Genomic DNA, 18,352 nt, shown 5'->3' on the forward strand with positions numbered 1-18,352 from the left:
CCACACGCACCTGCGCCACGCCAACCCGCGCGGATACCGCACGTAAGCCCGGTTCCATCACGCCTCGCCCCCCGGCCCCCCACACCCCAACCCTGGTCCGCCGCACGCGCGGCGCGGAACCGGCGGCATGGGCCGCCGGTTGGAGTGTTAGTCGACCTTCGCCGGAGCGGCGTCAGAGATGATATCGATCCGCCAACCGGTCAGCTTTGCTGCGAGCCGGGCGTTCTGACCCTCTTTGCCGATCGCCAGCGAAAGCTGGTAATCGGGCACCACTACGCGGGCTGAACGGGTTGCCTCGTCGGTAATAGTGACGGAATTCACTCGCGACGGCGACAGGGAGTTGGCGATGAAGGTTGCCGGGTCATCGCTGAAGTCGACGATGTCGATCTTTTCATCGTTCAGTTCCGTCATGACGGCACGGACGCGCGAACCCATTTCACCGATGCAGGCACCCTTGGCGTTAACGCCCGGAGTGTTCGCCTTGACGGCAATCTTGGTGCGGTGGCCGGCTTCGCGGGCAAGTGCCACAATCTCCACGGAGTGGTCCGCTATCTCCGGAACTTCCATTTCAAACAACTTGCGGACCAGTCCGGGGTGCGAACGGGACAGCGTGATGGACGGACCCTTGGCACCACGGTGGACATCCACCACGAAAGCGCGCAGGCGGCTTCCGTGGAGGTACTTCTCGCCGGGAACCTGCTCGGGCGGCGGCAGCAGTGCCTCAACAGACCCAAGATTGACTTGGATCATGTGCGGGTTGTTGCCCTGCTGGATCATGCCGGCCACAAGTTCGCCTTCACGGCCCTTGAACTCGCCCAGCACATTGTCATCCTCAACGTCGCGAAGACGCTGCAGGATGATCTGGCGTGCCGTGCTGGCAGCGATGCGGCCGAAACCGGCCGGGGTGTCCTCGAACTCGCCGATCGGCTCGCCGTCGTCGTCGATCTCAGTGGCCCAGATGGTCACGTGACCGCTCTTGCGGTCCAGCTCCGCGCGAGCCTTCTCGAAGGCGCCGGGCGTCTTGTGGTACGCCACCAGCAACGCTTGCTCGATGGTGGGAATCAGGAGATCCAGCGGGATTTCACGCTCACGCTCCAGGAGTCTCAGTGCGCTCATGTCAATATCCATTAGGCCTCCTCGGAAGGTCCGTTGTGCTCGTTTTCCAGCGCAGCCTCGTGGAGGTGGCTGAATTCAATCTCGACTTTTCCTTGGCGGATCCTGTCGAAAGGAATAGTAATGGGGTCGCCTTGCTTGGGCTTCATGCCCTTCTTGACCTCGTGCTCGGGAATCAGCGTCACTGCGTCATCCTCCACCGAAGCGATGCGTCCCAGGAGGTTGTCACCCTGAATAACGTTGACCCTGACCATGCGCCCACGGGCGCGATGCCAGTGGCGCGGCTCGGTCAGGGGGCGGCTGACACCGGGGGAAGAAACCTCCAGGTCATACGGACGGCCGTCATCGTGGGGATCGTTGTCCAGGATATCGGACAGTCCGCGCGAAACGTCCGCGATGGCGTCAAGGCTGACGCCCCCGGTTTCCTCCTGCGGAAGATCCACTACGACGTGGACAGTGCGGTGTGAACCGGCAACGTGGATGGAAACATCCTCGAGGTAGAGCCTGCTGGCAAGGACGGCCGGTTCAAGCAGCGCCTTAAGCCTGCTCTCTTCCGGGTTGTGGATGGTGGCCGTTGAGTTCGATTCAGAACGGTCTGTTGAAGTCGTGGCTTCCGAGTCACTCACGTTGCCCGCCGCCTCCCGATAGATGTTGTTGTGACTACTAGCCTAACGATTTTCCCGGGAACATGGTGCACGGAGTTTGCCGCCCACGTGACACCATGGTCTGTTGTGAACGGGCAGACAAGCGAAAAACGACAAACACCACCGTGGGGCCGGCTAGTGCTGGTTGCCCTCGTGGCGCTGCTCGTGGCCGGTACAGGAATAGTGCTTATTCCGCGTGATTCCGGGACTCCCCCGCCGATCACCTTTACCGAAAATGCACGCGTTGGGGCGTTGGAGGACACGCTGCGGTTGCGGGAATCGGCCACCGTACTGGCAGAGGCGGCCGGCCCGGATACCGAAAAGCCGGTCCTCGGGGACGCTGTGACTTTGCTGACAACCCATGCGCGGGCCCTGCTGGATCCTGCCGGCTCAACATCCCCAGCCACCACCAAGGCACCGTCGCCGGACGCCACCCGTGCCACCTTTGTTGCAGCTTTGTCCGTCAGCGGGCGGAAGCGCTTGACTGACGCCCGCGAGGCCGACGGCGGCATCGCACGTCTGCTGGCTGCTGTCGGCTCCGCCCAACTTCTGCAGGCGGAAAAGCTGGCGGCAGCCTGGCAACTGCCTGTCCCGAAGGAACCGGCGACGTCGGCGACCACGGTGCCCGCCGCAACACCGTCAGCCGCACCTTGTCCTTCAGTGAGTCCGACCCCCGCAGCGACCTCCGCAACCACGGACGCAGCTCTGGCAGCCATGGTCCGCTCCCAGCAGGAGGCCATCTACGCCTATCAGGTGGCACTCAAACGGCTGGACAGTTCGGCGGCGGCTGCGGCGGCGAGGGACCTGCAAACGCACGAGCTGGCGCTGCAGCAGTCGGAGGCGCTGTCCCGCGCCAATTGCGGCGACGTGCCTGCCAGCGAAGCCGGTTACCGACTCCCGGCACAGTTCGCCAAAGACCCCGCCGCTTCCTTGGCCGCGCTCGAGTCGACTTCCTTACTGGTATTTGGGGACCTTATTGCCTTGTCCACGGCCGATGCCCGGACGTGGGCCGTGGACGGGCTTCTGGCCGCCTCGCGCAGGAGCATGGCCTGGGGCGCAGACTTGCCAGCGCTACCAGGACTAAAGGTCGACGCCGGCGGGTTGCCTTCCCTGCCGACGCCCGGCGCATCGTCCCCTTCCGCTGGCGGATAGGCCAGCCTAGCCATGCTGGCCCCGACAGCACGCCAGTGCTTGGCTTGATGCATGGCTTCCAAGGACACTGCCTCCATGCATGAGAACGAACCACACCGGGATGATCTGGCCCACCGGTTGAACTGGTTGCGGGCCGGAGTCCTGGGCGCCAATGACGGCATTGTGTCCGTCGCTGCCATCGTGGTCGGTGTGGCAGGTGCCACCACCAGCACGGGCAGCATCCTGGCCGCAGGCACCGCCGGCCTGGTGGGTGGCGCGATCTCCATGGCTTTGGGTGAGTATGTGTCCGTCAGCAGCCAGAGCGACACCCAAAAAGCCCTGATCGAAAAGGAAAGGCGCGAGCTGGCGGAGCAACCCGAGGATGAGCTTAACGAGCTGGCCGCGATCTACGAATCCAGAGGCCTCAGCGCCAAAACGGCCCGGACCGTTGCACAGGAGTTGACCGAGCACGATGCCCTGGCCGCCCATCTTTCAGCAGAGCTGAATATCCATGAAGACGACATTGTCAGCCCGTGGAACGCAGCTTTGGCTTCCGCTGTGGCCTTCATCTTGGGAGCGATACTGCCGATGCTGGCCATCCTGTTGCCTCCCACGGAACTGCGGGTGCCCCTGACGTTCGTTGCAGTCCTGCTCGCACTGGCGGTAACTGGCGCAGTAGGTGCATGGATCGGCGGCGCTTCCCGCATCCGTGCGGCCGCCCGGGTGGTGCTTGGCGGGGCCTTGGCACTGGCGGCGACGTTCTGGATCGGAACGCTCTTGGGGGCCAGCGGCGTTTTCTGAGAGCCGCGCGTTACAGCAGAGTTAGGCTGATCGCGTGACCCTTCACGCGATGATTCCCATTCCCGGCGACCTGCACGCCCGGTACAACCGCGACTCCGCCGGACGCGACTGGCTGGCCAGCCTTCCGGGACTTATCTCCGATGCGATTGATCGCTGGCAGCTCACAGTTGACCTGGCTCCCGGCGCCGAACCGTGGAACGGCCACGGAGCCCTGGTGGTTCCGGTCCTTCAGGACGGCACACAGGCTGCCTTGAAGCTCGCTTTCCCACACGACGAAGCCCTGGTGGAGCGCCATGCCCTGGCACTCTGGGACGGCCACGGAGCTGCCCGGCTCCTGGCAGCGTATGCTCCCAGCTGCTCCATGCTCTTGGAACGGCTTGATGCCACCCATTGGCTCCAGGACGTCGCGCTGGACGATGCCCGGGACGCTTGGGGTGCCATTTTGCGCCAGCTCTCCATCACGCCCGATGACCGGCTCGAATGGCGGGCTTTGGACCATGTTGCCGCAACTGCCGAACGGTGGAGTGACGAACTTCCTGCGGAATGGGAACGCCTGGACCGGCCTTTCCCCAGATGGCTGCTTGAAGCGGCCCTGGAAGTGTGCCAGACGCGTGGCGCCGTGGGACGCCGCTCCGGGATGGATGTCCTGGTGCACACGGACCTCCACTTCATGAACATCCTGGCTGTCATGAGCGACCAGCGGTCGCGCCGGGGCGATTACCTGGCTATCGACCCGCAACCGCAGGTTGGCGAGGCCGAGTTCGCCGTCGCGCCGATTCTTTGGAACCGCATCCATGACCTGTCCCGGACGGACCCGGAAGCTGCACTACGGGAACGCTGCCACGACTTCAGCCTCGCTGCCGGACTTGATCCGGAGGCTGCCCGGCAGTGGAGCATTGCCCGCGAGGTGGACAACGCCCTGGGGTACGCCGGGAAACCCCGTCACGGCGGAGACCTCGCGCGCTCGTTGTGGGTTGCCAGCACCCTTGCCGGCCGGACACTCGATGATCTTCCAAGGGCACATGAGCTGCCCGATCCCGGCGCGACGGCGCACTAGGCCATGGCACTCACAGCCGCCCTGATTGGATCCGGGGCCATCGGTTCGAGGATCGTGGAACTGCTCGACGCCGGGACCGCCCCGGGCGTCAGGCTCGCCGGAGTGGTGCCGCACGGCGACGCCGGCACAGGCTTCAGCTTCGACGATGCCCTGGAAGCCGCTGATGTGGTGGTGGAGTGCGCCGGCGTTGCCGCTGTCGCCGAGTTCGGCCCCCGCACCGTCTCAACCGGCAAGGACCTGCTGGTCACCTCGATCGGTGCTTTGTGTGACCGCTCCCTGCGGACAACACTGCTCGACGGCGGTCCTGGCCGGACGTTCCTGACCACCGGCGCGTTGGGAGGACTGGATGCGATCACCGCCGCCCGGGCGGGCGGAACCATTCACCGCATCACCCTGGAGTCGCGGAAGCTGCCGGCGGCCCTGGTGCAGCCGTGGATGGACGGTGAAACCAAGGAAGGGCTCCTCGCAACCACCCGGCCGGTGGAGCTTCTGCGGGGTGGGCCGGCAGAACTGATCAAAGCCTTCCCCAAATCCACCAACGTGGTCTCGGCACTTGCCCTGGCAGCGGGCAACTGGGACGTAGTAGAGGCGGTGCTCATTGCGGACCCGGCCGCCCACCAGACAGCCCACCACGTGCTGGCTGAGACAAGCCTGGGCACTTTCGATGTCCGGGTGACCAACGAGGCATCCCCCAACAACCCGGCGTCGAGCGCTTTGGTGCCGCACGCCGTCGTCCGCGGTTTGAAGACGCTGGCCAACGCCAGCGGCAGTTTTATCTGACGAACCCGGGAGGGCTACGCCGCGAAGTTCTCATTCCAGACATCCACGCCGAGCTTGATGATCAACGCGGCCACCACGATCAGGAATACAACGCGCACAAAGCCACTCCCCTTGGCCACGGCGGTGCGGGCACCCAAGTAGCCCCCGGCCATGTTGGCCAGCCCCAGGATGAGTCCCACGCCCCAGAGCAGTGAGCCGTGCGGGAGGAAAAAGATCAAGGCTCCAGCGTTCGTGGCCATGTTGACGATCTTCGCCTTGGCACTGGCTTCAAGGAAGGCATACCCCATGGCCGAAACGAGGGCGATCACCAGGAACGAGCCCGTGCCGGGTCCGATCAAGCCGTCGTAAAAGCCGATCACAGCGCCGATGAGGCAGGCCACGACGTAGTGCTTGTGGCCATCGTGGCGAAGGGCTGTCAGCTCGCCCGCGCGGGGGCGCAAGGCTGTGAAGATGGCGACGGCGATCAGCGCCACCACGATGATCGGCTTGAACACACTGGCCGGCAGGGAGGCCGCAAGGATTGCCCCGCCGAAGCTCCCGGCCAAGGCGATCACGGCCATGGGAACCGCGGTCCTGAGGTCAGGCCCCACGCGCCGGTAATACGTGACGGCACTGGTGGTTGTCCCGAATATGGACCCCATTTTGTTGGTCGCCAGCGCTTGGACAGGCGTGATGCCCGGCACCAGCAGCAGGGCGGGGAGCTGAATCAGTCCCCCGCCCCCCACCACGGCATCAACCCAGCCGGCGGCGAATCCAGCCACCACAATCAGGATGATTGTGGTGAGCTGGATTGATTCGAAGCCGGAAATCACCGGTTTCGTACGGCGTTGACCACGTAATCCACGGCCTTGTCCACCGAAATGTTCTCGGCTTCGCCGCTGCGGCGGTCCTTGATTTCCACGACGCCATCCACCAATCCCCGGCCGACGGCCAGGATGGTGGGCACGCCCACGAGCTCGGCATCGCCGAACTTCACGCCGGGTGAAACCTTGGGACGGTCATCGAAAATGACGTCCAGGCCAGCGGCTTCCAACTCTGCGGAAAGTTTCTCAGCGGCCTCGAAGATCTCATCGCCACGGCCAACGGCCACCACGTGGACATCAGCGGGAGCGACCGAGCGCGGCCATACGATGCCACGGTCATCGTGGTTGGCTTCGGCAAGGGCAGCCACGGCACGCGTCACGCCTACGCCGTAGGAACCCATGGTGACAACTACCTGCTTGCCGTTCTGGTCCAGGACCTTCAAGTCCAATGCGGCAGCGTACTTGCGGCCCAACTGGAAGATGTGGCCCATTTCGATGCCACGGGCGGTTTCCAACGGACCGGAGCCGTCCGGGGCGGGATCGCCGGCACGCACTTCGGTGCTCTCGATGACCCCGTCCCACGCGAAGTCGCGGCCTGCAACCAGCCCGAAGACGTGCTTGCCTTCGGCGTTGGCGCCGGTGACCCAGCTGGTGCCGGAGACGACGCGGGGGTCCACCAGGAAGAGCACCTTGGAGGAACCTTCAAGGCCAAGGACAGGCTCGTCAAGTGACAGGCCGGGGCCGATGTAGCCCTTGACCAGCCACGGAAGCTTCTTGAGGTCTTCTTCGTTGGCAGCCTCGAGGCCAATTTCGCCGGCAATCGGCAGGTGGGAACCGATGTTGGCTTCCACGCGCTTAAGGTCCACGGCGCGGTCGCCCGGAACGCCGATGACAACGATCTGGCGCTCACCGGTGGGCAGCGTGACGGCGAGGACCACGTTCTTGAGCGTGTCAGCGGCAGCCCAGGGGCCGCCGTCGGACTCACTGCGCGGAGCCAGCTGGTTGGCTGCGTCCACGAGGGTATCGATGGTGGGCGTATTCGGCGTGTCCAGGACCTGGGCTGCCGGCGCGTTGGTGAAGTCGATCTCGTCGGGAACAACGGTGGTCACGGCCTCGACGTTGGCGTAGTAGCCGCCGGCCGAGCGGACGAAGGTGTCCTCGCCGATCTCGGTGGGGAACAGGAATTCCTCACTCTTGGAACCACCCATGGCACCGGCCGTTGCCGCCACCGGAATGACCTCCAGGCCCAGCCGCGCAAAGATCTTCAGGTACGCGGCACGGTGCGCGGCGTAGCTGGCATCCAAGCCGGCGTCGTCAACGTCGAAGGAATAGGAGTCCTTCATGATGAACTCGCGGCCGCGGAGGAGGCCTGCCCGGGGGCGTGCTTCATCGCGGTACTTGTTCTGGATCTGGTAAAGGCTCAGGGGCAGGTCCTTGTACGAGGAGTACAGATCCTTCACCAGGAGCGTGAACATTTCCTCGTGCGTCGGAGCAAGGAGGTAGTCCGCACCCTTGCGGTCCTGGAGGCGGAACAGGCCCTCGCCGTACTCGGTCCAGCGGTTGGTGGCCTCGTAGGGTTCGCGCGGGAGCAGCGCCGGGAAGTGGACTTCCTGGGCGCCTATGGCAGACATTTCCTGGCGGATGATCTCCTCCACCTTGCGCAGGACACTCAGGCCCAACGGGAGCCAGGTGTAAATGCCCGGGGCTGCGCGGCGGATGTACCCGGCGCGCACCAGGAGCTTGTGGCTGGCGACCTCGGCATCGACGGGATCTTCACGCAAGGTGCGCAGGAACAACTGGGAAAGGCGAAGGACCACGGGTACGTATCCGTTTCTATGGCAGATGTGGCAAAAACAACTGCCTACTAATCTACCGGTTCAGTGCCTTGCCGCTTGAATGGCCGCTTGGCCGTGCGCCGGACACAGAAGAGCCACGCCGTCGCGTGTGGAAGCCCCTGGCCGCAATGGGCTGGTCATCCTGCGATGGCGTGGCTCAGCGGCCGGCCGGCCGCAGACTCTGTCCGGGGACTAGATCGCCGTTCCCTCCAGCGGAACGGGATCGCCTGCGACTGGGAAGCATTGGTCACTGCCGAGCTTTCGGATGGCCGAAGCGCTTATGGCGCCCTTCAAGGTCTTGATCATGATTTCCCCCTGTTGCCACCCGCACCCCAACGACACGGCTTGGGTAGAACCTATGTGATCGCAGACACATTTTCAAGGATTGGGGCTACCCGGCGTTGCCGCCACCCTTGACCCTTGCGGGGTGTGGATCTACTTTTATTTCATCATTTGGTGAATTAATGGAGCCCTGGGAGGCCCGTATGTCACCCGTTCCAGCGGCCATCGAAGCGGACAAACTTCGTGTCTCCCGTTCGCGGACAAAAATCCTCCGCGGACTTGATTTCACCGTTGATTCCGGCCGGATCACCGGATTGCTCGGCCCTTCGGGCAGCGGCAAGACAACGCTCATGCGCGCAATTGTCGGCGTCCAGCGGATCACCCGGGGAACCTTGTCCGTTCTCGGCCTGCCTGCGGGCAGCCCGACACTCAGGCACGACGTCGGATACGTCACCCAGGGCGCCAGCGTCTATCCGGACCTCAGCGTCGAAGCCAATGTCAGGTACTTTGGCGCCATGCACGGCGCGACGACGGCCGACACCGCCGAGGCGATTGCCGCCGTCGGGCTCTCATCACTCGCCCGGAAAAAAGCCGCAGATTTGTCCGGCGGGCAGTTCAGCCGGGTGTCGTTGGCATGCGCACTGGTTTCCCGCCCAAGGCTATTGGTCCTGGACGAGCCCACTGTGGGGCTCGATCCCGTACTTCGCGCAGAACTGTGGGAACGTTTCGCCGCAATGGCTGCTGCCGGCACCACGCTGCTGGTGTCCAGCCATGTGATGGAGGAAGCCTCCCATTGTTCCTCCCTCCTCCTGCTGCGTGACGGTTTGCTCCTGGCGCAACTCAGCCCATCGGAGTTGGCTGAGCGCGGCCGCAGCGATGACCTTGAGCGGGCCTTCCTGACCATCATCAAGGCCGCCGACCACGGCAGTGAAAGCCAGGTGGCATCGTGAACCTGCGTATGACCCTCGCCACGGCCGCCCGCGTTCTTGGCCAACTGAGGCACGATCACCGCAGCGTAGGGCTGATCCTGGTGGTTCCGGCCCTGCTGCTGGCGGCCGTGTACTTCCTCTTCGACAACGAGGCCCTGCCTCCGGGGATCCCCCGCACCTTTGACCGCGTGGGCCTGATGATGCTGGCCATCTTCCCGTTCGTGGTGATGTTCCTGGTCACCTCCATCACCATGCTCCGCGAGCGGACATCCGGGACCTTGGAGCGGCTCCTGACCACGCCCATCCACAAGGCAGATCTCCTCTTCGGCTACGCCCTGGCCTTTTCGATCATGGCCGCTCTGCAGTCCCTGGTGGCGACGGCCGTCGCCTATTGGGTCTTCGACCTGGACATCAAGGGAAGTCCGGGATTCGTGGTGATGGTCGCTGTCATCAATGGCGTCCTGGGCGTCGCCCTTGGGCTGCTGTGCTCGGCTTTTGCGCGCACTGAATTCCAGGCCGTGCAGTTCATGCCGGTCGTGGTGGTGCCACAGATCCTGCTGTGCGGGCTGTTCGTTGCCCGCGACGGGATGAATGACGTCCTGGAGACGATCTCAAGCGTCCTGCCGCTGACGTTCTCCGTGGATGCGTTGAAGGAAATCGCCGGGAATGCCGAAGCGACGGCCTCGATGTGGCAGGACGTCCTGGTGATGGGCGTGATCGTCGTAGGAGTGCTGGTCCTGGCATCGCTGACGCTGCGGCGGCAAACCCGATGAGCCTTCCCCAGATTCGGCGTGGTCGCCGCAGCGCGGGCGACCATACCCGTCAGGCCATCCTTGCGGCGGCACGGAAATTGTTCGCGGAACACGGGTTCGAAGGGACAAGTTTGCGGCAGGTTGCCCGTGAGGCCGCCGTCGATCCCGCCATGGTGCACCACTTCTTCAAGGGCAAGGACGAGCTTTTTGCCTTATGCGTTGAATTGCCCGCCGACCCTGCCCAGGTGTTGGTCGGCGTCGAAAGCACGGACCCGTCCCTGAGGGCGGAAGCGATTGTCCGGGCGGTCCTGCACCTCTGGGAGAGCCCTGCCCAGCACAGCCTGGTGGCTTTTGTTCGCGGGACCATCGGGTCCAAAGCCAAGACGGCCCTGCTGAGGGAAATGGTGAACCGGACCATCCTGTCGCGGGTGATGGCCGGAGTCCCGGGCCCTGCAGGAGAGGTGCGGCTTCGAGGCAATCTTGTTGCGACACAGGTGATGGGGTTGATGCTGGCCCGGTACGTGGTCCGCCTTGAGCCCTTGGCATCCGCCACCCAAGAGGACGTTGTCCGTTGGGTGGCCCCGAACATCCAGCGCTACCTGACAGGGGACCTGGACTCCCCCATGTAGGCCACAGTCGGGGCTAGAACAGGACTGTCGCGAACGTGCCTGCCTGCTCAAAGCCAACCCTGTCATAGGTGGCACGGGCTTTGGCGTTGTAGTCGTTGACGTACAGGCTCGTCACGGGAGCAAAGGTCTTGGAAAGATTCACGACGGCGGCCATGTAGCCGGCGCTCTGGCCGCGCCCCCGGAGTTCCGGATTCATCCACACGCCCTGGACCTGGGTCACGTCGGCTGTGACAGCACCAAGTTCGGCTTTGAAGACCACAGTGCCTCCGGCGTCGATGTGGACCAGCGAATGGCCTTGCCGAATGAGGCCGGCGACCCGCCTGCTGTAGAACTCCTGGCCGCCAAGGAAGGGTGAGTAGCCCACTTCCTCCTCGAACATCGCCGCGCATGCTGGAAGGATGCGGTCGAAGTCCGTCATGGTGCCAAAAGTCAGGGCCGGGTTTGCGCCGATGGCCGGGCCGCCCGAAAGAGTGAGCAAGGGCTGGTGGGAACGGACCTCGTGGGCTGTGTGGCCCAGTTGCTCGAACCGGGAGTAGAGCGCCAGCACCGTATCGGCTGGACCAAAAATGGAAGCGTAGCGGCGTCCTGTTTGGTGGGCTGCCGCGGCTATATAGCCTGCCAATTCCGGATCGAGTTGCACGGGAACCAGATTGGCTCCGGCCCAGCAGGCGCCAAGGAGCCTGTCGTCGTCGAACACGCCGAAAACACTGGCGCCCCCGCTGGTGGGCGCCGCCGTGCCGGTACTGTCCAAGTGCGCCAGTATGAAGACGTTGGCCACGACGTCTTCGCTTGCCAGGGCGCGAAGAGCCAGGGTGTCGGCGTTGCCGAGCACCCTGACTCCCAAGCCGTTCTCGTTACGAGACGCTAACCACGGGGCTACCCTTGACAGCATCTTCGCCATCGGCCTCCCCCATCTCTTCGGCGATGCGCATGGCCTCTTCGATCAGTGTCTCAACAATTTCGCTTTCAGGAACAGTCTTGATGACTTCGCCCTTCACGAAAATCTGGCCCTTGCCGTTTCCGGAAGCCACACCGAGGTCCGCTTCGCGGGCTTCACCGGGCCCGTTAACTACGCAGCCCATGACGGCGACGCGCAGCGGAATCTCCATGCCTTCCAGACCGGCAGTTACTTGCTCTGCCAGCGTGTACACGTCCACCTGGGCCCGGCCACAGGATGGGCAGGACACGATTTCGAGCTTGCGGGGGCGCAGGTTCAGGGACTGCAGGATCTGGTTGCCCACCTTGATTTCCTCCACTGGCGGCGCCGAGAGGGAAACGCGGATGGTGTCGCCGATGCCCCTGGACAGCAGCGCACCGAACGCAGTGGCGGACTTGATGGTGCCCTGGAACGCCGGTCCGGCTTCAGTCACACCGAGGTGCAGGGGCCAGTCGCCTTTCTCAGCCAACATCTCGTAAGCGGCCACCATGATGACCGGGTCGTTGTGCTTAACGGAGATTTTGAAGTCGTGGAAGCCGTGCTCTTCGAACAGCGAGGCTTCCCAGACGGCGGATTCAACCAGCGCTTCCGGGGTGGCCTTGCCGTACTTCTTCATGATGCCCGGCTCAAGGGATCCGGCGTTGACGCCGATCCGGATGGACGTGCCGTGGTCCCGGGCCGCTGCTGCGATTTCCTTGACCTGGTCATCGAACTTGCGGATGTTGCCCGGGTTCACCCGAACTGCCGCGCATCCGGCCTCAATGGCGGCGAAGACGTACTTCGGCTGGAAGTGGATATCTGCAATCACGGGGATCTGGGACTTGCGGGCAATGATGGGCAAAGCCTCGGCATCATCCGCGGAAGGGCAGGCAACACGCACGATGTCGCAGCCGGACGCGGTCAGTTCAGCGATCTGCTGAAGCGTGGCGTTGATGTCCGTGGTGGGCGTGGTGGTCATGGACTGAACGCTGATGGGCGAATCAGAACCAACACCAACGGAGCCTACCTTGATCTGCCGCGTCTTACGGCGCGGGGCAAGGACGGGGGGTGGGGCTGCTGGCATTCCCAGGCTGACCGAGGTCACGTGGACTCCTTGGATTGGGGTGGATCGTTGTGGTGAAGAACGCGGGTTAGGACGCGTGGGCAGCCAGGACACCGATGATGGGGGCCCATTCCGTGGTGCGGATGCCGGCGATAACTCCGGCTTCAGCAAACGGATCCTGCTTGAGGAGGTCATTGAGCCCGGCTTCGTCTGCGGACTTGAAGATGAGCAGCGCGCCGGCACCGTCTCCGTAGGGGCCGCTGGCAAGCAACTTGCCTTCCTCGGCCAGTTCGCCGAGCCAGGCACGGTGTGCTGGGCGGGCTTCGTCGCGAAGGGCACCGGAATCGGCGACATATACGTACTCAACAGCGAAAACAGTCATGGAGCTAGCCTATCCCGCCAGCTGCGCAGAAAAAGTTCACAGCTGGGCCGAAAATATGCACAGGTCAGCCGAAGATGTTCACGGGCTTCACGATGTCCGCGTAGATCAACAGGGCGCCCATTGCCATGAGCAGGGCAGCTACCACGTAGGTGACCGGCAACAGTTTCGCGATGTCGAACGATCCTGGGTCCGGCTTGCCCCGCAATCTGGCCACCTGGCGGCGTGCTCCTTCGTACAGCGCGCCGGCCACGTGACCGCCGTCGAGCGGAAGCAGCGGAATGAGGTTGAAGATGGCCAACGCGAAGTTCAGTCCGGCAAGCAGTCCGATGAGGGTTCCGATACGTGCCTGCAACGGCACCTGTTCCATGGCCGCGACCTCACCGGCAACCCGGCCCACACCCACCACGCTGATGGGCCCGTTCGGGTCCCGGGGCTCCTCGCTGAAGGCAGCTTTCGCCACTCCGACTACCCGGGCGGGCAGGTTGAAGATCACACCGGAAATCTGCTTGATGTTCTCCCCCGCCATGGGCAGGACGGCCGACGCCGGTTGTGGAACCAATGCGCTTTGGGCGCCAATTCCGAGGAACCCGACTTCTTGGTACTTCAGTACCCCGTTGGCATCCTGTTCCTGGCGGCCATCGGAACCGACAACGGGACGCGATGAGAGCACAGGCGTCACGGTCGCGGAAACCTCAGCGCCGTTGCGCATGACTTTGATGGGGACATCCTTGCCTGCAGAGGCACGGATCCACCCGGTCAGCTCCTCCCAATTGGTGACGGGCTTGCCGTCGAATGAGGTGATGGTGTCATTGGGTTGCAGTCCGGCCGCCGCGGCTGGAGTCGGCTTGCATTCCGTGGAGTCCGGGTCCACCGTCTCGCCGGCAGCTACCTGGCATTTGGACACGTCCGCGATGGTGGTGGTTGCCTGGGCTGTACCGAAGCCCATGAGCAGGACAGCCAGCAGGATGAGCCCGATGACCATGTTCATGGCGGGGCCGCCGAGCATGACGATGATCTTTTTCCACACGGGGAGCTTGTAGAAGACGCGGTTTTCATCCCCTGGCCCCACTTCCTCGTGAGCCATCGAGCGCGCTTCGGTGGCCAGCGTCTGGAACATGCCTGTACTGGAGGGCCGGACTGCGCCGTCTTCCTTGTTGGGCGGGTACATGCCGATCATGGACACGTAGCCGCCCAGCGGCAGGGCCTTGAAGCCGTACTCCGTCTCGCCCTTCTTCCTGGACCACAGGGTTGGTCCGAAGCCGATCATGTACTTGGTGACGCGCACTTTGAAGAGCTTCGCAGGCACCAGGTGGCCTACCTCGTGCAGCGCGATGGAAACCGCAACGCCGATTGCGACGAAGACGACTCCAAGAATGAAGAGAAGGACGGGACTCATGCCGGTGGGACTGCTTCCATAAGGGTTTGTGCGCTAGAGGGCGCTGCTGGCTAAACGATCGAGGGTACGGGCACGTGCCCACTTCTCAGCATCCAGCACGGACTCCACCGTTAGCTCGGAGGAGCCTGAATGTTCGCTGAGGACGGACTCCACGGTATCCACGATGTCCGTGAAGCGGATGCGGCCGGCGTGGAAGGCCTGCACGGCTTCCTCGTTGGCGGCATTGAACACTGCAGGGAAAGTGCTGCCCTGTTTGGCAGCGTCCTTGGCGAGGTCCACGGCCGGGAAGGCCACAGTGTCCAGGGGCTCGAAGGTCCAGCTGGTGGCCTTGCTCCAGTCGCACGGCTTGGCGGCGCGCGGGACCCGTTCCGGCCAGGCGAGACCCAAGGCGATCGGCAGCCGCATGTCTGGAGGCGAGGCCTGGGCAATGATGGATCCGTCCACGAACTGGACCATGGAATGCACCACCGACTGGGGGTGGACGACGACGTCGATCCTGTCCAAAGGAACATCAAACAACAAGTGGGCCTCGATGACTTCCAGGCCCTTGTTGACCAGGCTGGCGGAGTTGGTGGTGACCATCAGTCCCATGTCCCAGGTGGGGTGCGCCAGGGCCTCCCGCGGCGTGACGTGGTGCAATTGCTCGCGGGTGCGTCCGCGGAACGGCCCCCCTGAGGCAGTCAGGATCAGTTTTTCGACTTCCTGCCCAGTGCCGGAACGCAGGCACTGGGCAATGGCGGAATGCTCGGAATCGACGGGAACTATCTGGCCGGGGCGGGCGGCCGCTTTCACCAGCGCCCCACCGACGATCAGGGATTCCTTGTTGGCCAGCGCCAGCGTGGCTCCGGTGCCGAGCGCGGCCAGGGTGGGCGCCAGGCCAATGGAACCGGTGATGCCGTTGAGGACCACGTCGCACTCGATGGCGGCGACCTGTGTAGATGCGTCCGGTCCGACAAAGATCTCCGGCGCGAAGTCCCGCACGCCTGCGGCTGAGGCTGCCGAGTCGATCAGTTGCCGCAGGGTGGCTGGATCCCCCTGCGCAATTCCGACAGCCTGCGCACGGGTGTGGACCGCCTGCTGGGCGATGAGTTCCAGGTTCCCTCCGCCGGCGCTGAGCGCCACCACCTCGAAACGGTGCGGGGCAGCATCGACGACGTCAATCGCTTGTGTGCCGATGGAACCGGTGGACCCGAGGATGACGATCTTGCGCGGCTGCATGGTTCAAGTATCCCAGTCAGTACCGAGAGCCGCGAACGGAAGGGCTTCCCACGTGGAAAAACCAGGAGTGCTTGACCACCAATGTCCCGCGCGTACCGTGGAACCGTGGAGTGGCTGTCCTGGTTTGATGCGCGGGACTATGAATTCGCCCGGCAAGTGTTGCAGCGCGGAACGGCTGCGCTGTACTTGATCGCGTTCCTCTCCACCCTCAACCAGTTCCCCGCTCTGCTCGGGGAGCACGGCCTCTTGCCCGTACCGGACTTCCTGGACATGGCCCGCCGGCTGGCCAGGCCCACGCTTTTCCGGTGGCGATACTCGGATGCACTACTCAAGGCCGTGTGTTGGGCGGGTATCGCAGTCGCAGCCGTCCTGGTGGTCGGCCTCCCACAAACAGGCCCACCATGGCTGCCCATGCTGGCGTTCCTTGCCCTGTGGTTCCTCTACATGTCGGTGGTCAACGTCGGCCAGGCGTTCTACGGCTTTGGTTGGGAGATCCTGCTCCTCGAAGCCGGATTCACGGTGGCATTCCTTGGTTCGGACCAGACTCCCCCACCCACCACCATCTTGGTCCTGGTTGCGTGGCTGGTGTTCAGGCTTGAGTTTGGTGCGGGCATGATCAAGATTCGCGGCGGCCGTGAGTGGCGGGACATGACGGCGATGTTCTACCACCATGAGACTCAGCCCATGCCCGGGCCGCTCAGCAGGCAGGCGCATCTCTTGCCTCCGCCTTTGCACAAAGTGGAGGTGGCGGGCAACCACTTCGCGCAACTGGTGGTGCCCTTTTTCCTGTTCGCACCGCAGCCGTTGGCCAGCATTGCCGCCGGCATCATCATCGTGACCCAACTGTGGCTGGTGGCGTCCGGAAACTTCGCCTGGCTGAACTGGGTGGCGATCGTCTTGGCTTTCGCGGCTGTGAGCGATCCGGTGGCGCATGCCGTTGTTCCCTTGATCCCCCTTGAGTGGCACCAGGGTGCCGATACCCCGGCGTGGTGGCTCGCCGTCGTCGGGGCCGTCACGATCCTGTTGCTGGCGCTGAGCTACCGCCCACTCCTGAACCTGTTCTCGAGCCGGCAGCTCATGAATGCCAGTTTCAACCGTTGGCGCCTGGTCAATGCCTATGGAGCATTCGGCACGGTGACCAAGCAGCGAATCGAAATCGTAGTGGAGGGCACTACTTCTGAGGAGCCGGATGCTCCTGATGACCGGTGGCTTGAGTACGGCTTCAAGGGCAAACCTGGTGATGTCCGGCGACTCCCACGGCAATGGGCGCCGTACCACCTCCGGCTCGATTGGCTGATGTGGTTCCTGCCCCTGCGAACTGTCCACGAGGACTGGTTCCACGCCTTCCTGGACAAGCTTCTGGAGGCCGACAAGCCGACCCTTGCGCTGCTCCGCCAGGACCCGTTCGACGGCGAACGCCCGCAGTGGGTGCGCGCGCGCAGCTACCTTTACCGTTTTGCCAGCCGCGGGGAGTTCCGTGACACCGGCGAACGCTGGGTGCGGGTACTGCTGTATGACGCCATTCCGCCGATGCAGCTCAACCTTCGACGGCGAAAGCTTCCCTAGCGCTCGACGCCCGCGGTGGTGCGGTGGACTCCCGGACGACCAGATGGGTGGCCAGTTCCACCCTGCGTGAGTCGATCTCCTCGCCGTTTTTTTGACGGAGGATGAAGCTCAGCGCGGAGCGGCCCATCTCCTGCAACGGCTGTGACACTGACGTCAGCGGCGGTACGGATTCTTCAGCCTGGTGTGTGCCATCGAAGCCAACCAGGCTCATCTCCTCGGGTATGCGCACATTCTGACGGCGCGCTTCAGCCAGGACGCCAAGGGCGATGCTGTCGCTGCCGGCGAAGATGGCGGTGGGCGGATCGTCGAGCGCCAACAGGGCCTTCATGGCGCGTACCCCGTTTTCCGGTTTGAAGGGACCGGCGGAAACATACTCGTCGTCCACAGCTACGCCCCCTGCCATCAGCGCGGCCATGTAGCCATGCAAGCGGGCTTGGCTGCACTCCGCGGTCGAGGGGCCGCCAACATAGGCGATTCTTCGATGCCCCAACTCCAACAGGTGGGATGCCGCGGCCTTGCCACCGGCCCAATTGCTGGCGCCAACGCTGAAGACGTCGGCGGGCGGCGGATTCAGTGGATCAACCACCACGATGGGGATCTGGCGACGCTTGAACGCCTCCAACTGGGCAGATCCGAACGCAGAGGTCACCACGATCATGCCTGCACGGCCTTCGTCGATCATGCGTTGCGCCCGCTCCTCGGGTCCCAGCGGCGAAGCTGCCTGACGCCCGGTGATGGAAAGGATGACCTCCATCTCGGACACTGCAGCGTGCTCCATTACCCCGTTGAGGACTTCCACCCCATAGGCCGAATTCAAGGAATCGAAGACAACCTCCACCGCACGGTGCTCCGGGATGCTCTTGCGTTGGAGTGGCGACTTGTAGCCGGTGCGCTGCAGTGCCGCCAAGACCCTGGCCCGGGTGGCTTCTGCCACGTCCTCGCGGCCATTGACCACTTTGGAAACGGTGGGCGCCGAGACACCCACCTCGGCGGCAACTGCGGCCAAGGTGAGCTTGGACGGGCGGAGATGACGTTCCACAACGCTCCTGTTTTCG

At 63.9% G+C, this 18,352-nt stretch carries 18 protein-coding genes; 8 read left to right on the plus strand and 10 right to left on the minus strand.

All coding sequences use genetic code 11. The annotated features are described in order from the left end of the window. Positions 1–147: 147 nt before the first annotated feature. Together nusA and rimP are read right to left on the minus strand one after the other, a co-directional pair. Entirely contained in the window at positions 148–1,128 is a 981-nt protein-coding gene (nusA, locus tag LN996_RS16780) for a transcription termination factor NusA (RefSeq protein ID WP_231341551.1), read from the minus strand. Then, entirely contained in the window at positions 1,128–1,739 is a 612-nt protein-coding gene (rimP, locus tag LN996_RS16785; RefSeq protein ID WP_231341552.1) for a ribosome maturation factor RimP, read from the minus strand. The genes nusA and rimP overlap by 1 nt, the downstream gene beginning before the upstream one ends. 156 nt (positions 1,740–1,895) lie before the next feature. On the opposite strand from rimP, the gene LN996_RS16790 reads away from it, so the two are divergent. From LN996_RS16790 to LN996_RS16805, 4 genes are read left to right on the plus strand one after another with little or no spacing between them, the layout of a single operon-like run. Then, complete coding sequence (locus LN996_RS16790; protein WP_231341553.1) at positions 1,896–2,909, plus strand: DUF4439 domain-containing protein; 1,014 nt, start codon at positions 1,896–1,898, stop codon at positions 2,907–2,909. A gap of 51 nt (positions 2,910–2,960) precedes the next feature. Next, entirely contained in the window at positions 2,961–3,689 is a 729-nt protein-coding gene (locus LN996_RS16795; protein WP_231341554.1) for a VIT family protein, read from the plus strand. Positions 3,690–3,723: 34 nt separating this feature from the next. Next, a complete protein-coding gene (locus LN996_RS16800; RefSeq protein ID WP_231341555.1) occupies positions 3,724–4,746 on the plus strand; it encodes an aminoglycoside phosphotransferase family protein in 1,023 nt (340 codons plus the stop codon). A gap of 3 nt (positions 4,747–4,749) precedes the next feature. Then, entirely contained in the window at positions 4,750–5,526 is a 777-nt protein-coding gene (locus tag LN996_RS16805) for an aspartate dehydrogenase domain-containing protein (protein ID WP_231341556.1), read from the plus strand. A 14-nt stretch (positions 5,527–5,540) separates the two neighbouring features. Here the strand turns inward: LN996_RS16805 and LN996_RS16810 are convergent, their stop codons facing one another. Together LN996_RS16810 and LN996_RS16815 are read right to left on the minus strand one after the other, a co-directional pair. Further along, on the minus strand, positions 5,541–6,338 hold the full coding sequence (locus LN996_RS16810; protein ID WP_231341557.1) for a TSUP family transporter: 798 nt from the start codon (positions 6,336–6,338) through the stop codon (positions 5,541–5,543). Beyond that, positions 6,335–8,146, minus strand: a complete 1,812-nt coding sequence (locus LN996_RS16815) for a proline--tRNA ligase (protein ID WP_231341558.1) — start codon at positions 8,144–8,146, stop codon at positions 6,335–6,337. Before LN996_RS16815 ends, LN996_RS16810 begins: the two co-directional genes overlap by 4 nt. A 503-nt stretch (positions 8,147–8,649) precedes the next feature. Between LN996_RS16815 and LN996_RS16820 the strand changes: the two genes are divergently transcribed. Genes LN996_RS16820 through LN996_RS16830 form a run of 3 tightly spaced genes read left to right on the plus strand, consistent with a single transcriptional unit; the run spans position 8,650 to position 10,756 of the window. Beyond that, positions 8,650–9,396 carry an ABC transporter ATP-binding protein gene (locus LN996_RS16820; protein WP_231341559.1) on the plus strand — a complete coding sequence of 249 codons (747 nt, stop codon included), beginning with the start codon at positions 8,650–8,652 and terminating at the stop codon, positions 9,394–9,396. Positions 9,397–9,404: 8 nt separating this feature from the next. Further along, complete coding sequence (locus LN996_RS16825) at positions 9,405–10,148, plus strand: ABC transporter permease (RefSeq protein WP_231341580.1); 744 nt, start codon at positions 9,405–9,407, stop codon at positions 10,146–10,148. Continuing rightward, entirely contained in the window at positions 10,145–10,756 is a 612-nt protein-coding gene (locus tag LN996_RS16830; protein WP_231341560.1) for a TetR/AcrR family transcriptional regulator, read from the plus strand. The genes LN996_RS16825 and LN996_RS16830 overlap by 4 nt, the downstream gene beginning before the upstream one ends. A gap of 13 nt (positions 10,757–10,769) precedes the next feature. Here the strand turns inward: LN996_RS16830 and LN996_RS16835 are convergent, their stop codons facing one another. The 5 genes from LN996_RS16835 to dxr all read right to left on the minus strand — a co-directional run bounded on the left by LN996_RS16835 (position 10,770) and on the right by dxr (position 15,731). Next, a complete protein-coding gene (locus LN996_RS16835; protein WP_231341581.1) occupies positions 10,770–11,648 on the minus strand; it encodes a GNAT family N-acetyltransferase in 879 nt (292 codons plus the stop codon). After that, positions 11,611–12,777 carry a flavodoxin-dependent (E)-4-hydroxy-3-methylbut-2-enyl-diphosphate synthase gene (gene ispG / locus LN996_RS16840; protein WP_011774258.1) on the minus strand — a complete coding sequence of 389 codons (1,167 nt, stop codon included), beginning with the start codon at positions 12,775–12,777 and terminating at the stop codon, positions 11,611–11,613. The genes LN996_RS16835 and ispG overlap by 38 nt, the downstream gene beginning before the upstream one ends. 46 nt (positions 12,778–12,823) lie before the next feature. After that, on the minus strand, positions 12,824–13,117 hold the full coding sequence (locus LN996_RS16845; RefSeq protein ID WP_159707390.1) for a YciI family protein: 294 nt from the start codon (positions 13,115–13,117) through the stop codon (positions 12,824–12,826). A gap of 64 nt (positions 13,118–13,181) precedes the next feature. Continuing rightward, complete coding sequence (locus tag LN996_RS16850) at positions 13,182–14,513, minus strand: RIP metalloprotease (RefSeq protein ID WP_231341561.1); 1,332 nt, start codon at positions 14,511–14,513, stop codon at positions 13,182–13,184. 33 nt (positions 14,514–14,546) lie between these two features. Then, positions 14,547–15,731, minus strand: coding sequence for a 1-deoxy-D-xylulose-5-phosphate reductoisomerase (dxr, locus tag LN996_RS16855; protein WP_231341562.1), 1,185 nt, complete (start codon positions 15,729–15,731; stop codon positions 14,547–14,549). A 105-nt stretch (positions 15,732–15,836) separates the two neighbouring features. Here dxr and LN996_RS16860 point away from each other — a divergent pair, with 105 nt between their 5' ends. Next, a complete protein-coding gene (locus LN996_RS16860; protein WP_231341582.1) occupies positions 15,837–17,297 on the plus strand; it encodes a lipase maturation factor family protein in 1,461 nt (486 codons plus the stop codon). Here LN996_RS16860 and LN996_RS16865 read toward each other — a convergent pair. Then, entirely contained in the window at positions 17,269–18,336 is a 1,068-nt protein-coding gene (locus LN996_RS16865) for a LacI family DNA-binding transcriptional regulator (RefSeq protein WP_231341563.1), read from the minus strand. The two genes, LN996_RS16860 and LN996_RS16865, sit on opposite strands and share 29 nt — an antisense overlap. Positions 18,337–18,352 lie beyond the last annotated feature (16 nt).

The sequence above is a fragment of the Arthrobacter sp. AK01 genome (assembly GCF_021109375.1).
Lineage (GTDB): Bacteria > Actinomycetota > Actinomycetes > Actinomycetales > Micrococcaceae > Arthrobacter.

Bases quoted from the DNA above. Each gene is read 5' to 3' on its own strand.
- nusA (WP_231341551.1), bottom strand. From the start codon at position 1,128: ATGGATATTGACATGAGCGCACTGAGACTCCTGGAGCGTGAGCGTGAA.
- LN996_RS16795 (WP_231341554.1), top strand. From the start codon at position 2,961: ATGGCTTCCAAGGACACTGCCTCCATGCATGAGAACGAACCACACCGG.
- LN996_RS16805 (WP_231341556.1), top strand. From the start codon at position 4,750: ATGGCACTCACAGCCGCCCTGATTGGATCCGGGGCCATCGGTTCGAGG.
- LN996_RS16820 (WP_231341559.1), top strand. From the start codon at position 8,650: ATGTCACCCGTTCCAGCGGCCATCGAAGCGGACAAACTTCGTGTCTCC.
- LN996_RS16825 (WP_231341580.1), top strand. From the start codon at position 9,405: ATGACCCTCGCCACGGCCGCCCGCGTTCTTGGCCAACTGAGGCACGAT.
- LN996_RS16830 (WP_231341560.1), top strand. From the start codon at position 10,145: ATGAGCCTTCCCCAGATTCGGCGTGGTCGCCGCAGCGCGGGCGACCAT.
- LN996_RS16835 (WP_231341581.1), bottom strand. From the start codon at position 11,648: ATGCTGTCAAGGGTAGCCCCGTGGTTAGCGTCTCGTAACGAGAACGGC.
- LN996_RS16845 (WP_159707390.1), bottom strand. From the start codon at position 13,117: ATGACTGTTTTCGCTGTTGAGTACGTATATGTCGCCGATTCCGGTGCC.
- LN996_RS16850 (WP_231341561.1), bottom strand. From the start codon at position 14,513: ATGAGTCCCGTCCTTCTCTTCATTCTTGGAGTCGTCTTCGTCGCAATC.
- dxr (WP_231341562.1), bottom strand. From the start codon at position 15,731: ATGCAGCCGCGCAAGATCGTCATCCTCGGGTCCACCGGTTCCATCGGC.